3 protein-coding genes are annotated in these 2,940 nt (G+C 68.7%); all 3 read left to right on the forward strand.

Features of this window, described 5'->3' with window-relative positions:
- Positions 1 to 434 (forward strand): DUF6802 family protein (locus IY392_RS12290; protein ID WP_375292914.1); only part of this gene is annotated, 434 nt, incomplete at its 5' end.
- Between the two features lie 113 nt (positions 435 to 547).
- Positions 548 to 2,374 (forward strand): phosphoenolpyruvate carboxykinase (GTP), encoded by a 1,827-nt coding sequence (locus IY392_RS12295; RefSeq protein ID WP_182612241.1) that lies wholly within the window; start codon positions 548 to 550, stop codon positions 2,372 to 2,374.
- A 169-nt stretch (positions 2,375 to 2,543) separates the two neighbouring features.
- A partial coding sequence (locus tag IY392_RS12300) for a hypothetical protein (protein ID WP_194861371.1) occupies positions 2,544 to 2,940 on the forward strand: 397 nt, incomplete at its 3' end.

Raw genomic sequence — 2,940 nt, forward strand, 5'->3', positions numbered from 1 at the left:
ACCCCAGGGAGCCCCTCGCCATGACCGACTCCTTCCACGGACCCGACCCGTCCGATTTCAGCGCCCGTCCCGACGTCTGTGGCCTCGACGGGGCCCCGCTCGCCGAGGCCTCGTCCCTCGGCCTCCACGTCCCTGTGGGTGACGGCGTCCTCGATCTCGGCTCACCCGAGGCGGATCTGGACGGTGACGGCTTCATGGAGGCCGTCACCCGGGGCGACGGCCGGGGGCTCACCGTCTACACGGACGTCGACGGCGACGGCACGGTCGACCACGTCTCGACGGTCCGGTTCGACGGAAGCTACGACTCCTGGCGACTGGCCAATCCCGCCGAAGGGGTGCCGTTCGGCGGATTCACCAACGAGGCCCCGGCGGGGTCCCCCGAGTCAGCCCCTGTCCCGGCCAGATGGGAACGGATAGACCACGGTCACATCTGAAAAGTTGAGGCTTTGCTCACGTCGGGGCCGCGAACGAGGCCCGGACGGCGGCGGTGTGATCGGGTTGACGATAGTCTGTGACCGATACCATGCACCGTGCACGAGGAGCTGTGATGACCACCACCACCATTCCCGGCCTCGAGGGTCAGGCGCCAACCGATCACGCGGAGATGCTCGCGTGGATCGCCGAGGTCGCCGAACTGACCCAGCCGGACCGGGTCGTCTTCGCGGACGGCTCGGACGAGGAGTGGCACCGCCTCACGACCGAACTGGTGGAGCACGGCACGTTCGTCCGACTCGACGAGTCGAAGAAGCCGAACTCGTTCCTCGCCCAGTCCGACCCCAAGGACGTCGCGCGCGTCGAGTCGCGGACGTTCATCTGTTCGGAGACCGAGGAGGGCGCCGGTCCCACCAACAACTGGCGGGACCCGGCCGAGATGCGCGGCCACATGACCGAGTTGTTCAGCGGCAGCATGCGTGGCCGCACGATGTATGTGGTGCCCTACTGCATGGGCCCCCTCGACGCCGAGGATCCCAAGCTCGGCATCGAACTCACCGATTCGGCCTACGTCGTGGTGTCCATGAAGATCATGACCCGCATGGGCACCGCCGCCCTGGAGAAGATCGGGTCCGACGGCGAGTACGTCAAGGGCCTGCACACCGTCGGTGCGCCCCTCGAGCCCGGCCAGGACGACGTCCCGTGGCCGTGTAACGAGGAGAAGTACATCACCCACTTCCCGGAGACCCGTGAGATCTGGTCGTTCGGATCCGGGTACGGCGGAAACGCACTGCTGGGCAAGAAGTGTTTCGCGCTGCGGATCGCCTCCGCCATGGCCCGCGACGAGGGCTGGATGGCCGAGCACATGCTCATCCTCAAGCTCATCTCCCCCGAGGACAAGGTCTACTTCATCGCCGCGGCGTTCCCGTCCGCGTGCGGCAAGACCAACCTCGCCATGCTCCAGCCGACCATCGAGGGGTGGCGCGCCGAGGTCGTGGGCGACGACATCGCCTGGATGCGGTTCGGTGCCGACGGCCGGCTCTACGCGGTGAACCCCGAGTACGGCTTCTTCGGAGTCGCCCCCGGTACCAACTACTCGTCGAACCCCAACGCGATGAAGACGCTGGAGGCGGGGAACTCGATCTACACCAACGTCGCACTCACGGACGACGGTGACGTGTGGTGGGAGGACCTGGAGGGGACCCCGGACCACCTGATCGACTGGCTCGGCAACGACTGGACCCCGGTGGGTGACGGCGGGGCGGGCAACGCCGCCCACCCCAACTCCCGCTACTGCGTACCGATCAACCAGTGCCCGGTCACCGCCGAGGAGTTCAACTCCCCGCAGGGCGTGCCGATCTCGGCCATCCTGTTCGGCGGGCGCCGGGCGGACACCGTGCCGCTGGTGAGCGAGGCCCACTCGTGGAACCACGGCGTCTACATCGGGGCCACCCTCTCCTCCGGCCAGACCGCGGCCGCGGAGGGCAAGGTCGGTGCGGTCCGCCGGGACCCGATGGCGATGCTGCCCTTCATCGGATACAACGTCGGTGACTACTTCCAGCACTGGGTGGACATGGGCGAGCGCGGTGGCGACAAGATGCCCAAGGTCTTCCTGGTCAACTGGTTCCGCAAGGGCGCGGACGGCCGCTTCCTCTGGCCCGGTTTCGGCGAGAACAGCCGCGTCCTGAAGTGGGTCGTGGACCGCATCGAGGGCCGCGTCGACGCGGATGAGACCGTGGCGGGGTTCACCGCCCGCGCCGAGGACATCGACCTCACCGGCCTCGACACCCCCCTCAGGGACGTGGAGGAGGCGCTGGCGATCGACCCCGAGGAGTGGCGCCGCGAACTCCCGCTCATCACCGAGTGGTTGGACTTCTGCGGGCCCAAGGTCCCGTCCGAGGTGCACGAGCAGTTCGCCGCTCTCAAGGAGCGCCTGGGCTGAGACCTCCGGGGCCTGCCGAGGTCCCGCGGTCAGATCGGCGGACGGGCCGCACCCTGCGAGGGTGCGGCCCGTCCGCCGATCCGTGTGGCCGACCCTCTTTCCAAGATCCACAATCGGTGGGACAGTGGTCGCGTCATCATTACACTGGGCGCATGAGTGGAGGAGTGGCATGAGGTTCGCCGCTGCCGGTCTCATCGCCGTTCTCGCCGGAGGAGTAGGCGTCGCGGCGGCAGCCGTGATCCTCGGCCCCGCGGACACCGCCGCACCCTCCGTCGATGAGGTCGCCGACCAACTCGCCGAACCGCGATCGGACCCCCTGGTCGAGCGGGGTGGCACGCTCATCGAGGGGTCCCGGCCACATCTGACGGTGCGTTCCGGTATGCCCTCGGTCATGCTCGCCGGGACGATCCCGGGGTTCCTCGCGCTTCTACCCGCCTCGGCGAGCACCCTGCCCACACTCGCACCGTTCTCGGATGCGACCGGGGGGCCGGGCGATCCCCTCACCGCTCGTCGCTCGGGTCCGTCCGCCGTCACCCCGGCGTCAAGCAGCCCGACCTCCACTGCCC

This window comes from Dietzia sp. SYD-A1 (assembly GCF_015356725.1).
Lineage (GTDB): Bacteria > Actinomycetota > Actinomycetes > Mycobacteriales > Mycobacteriaceae > Dietzia.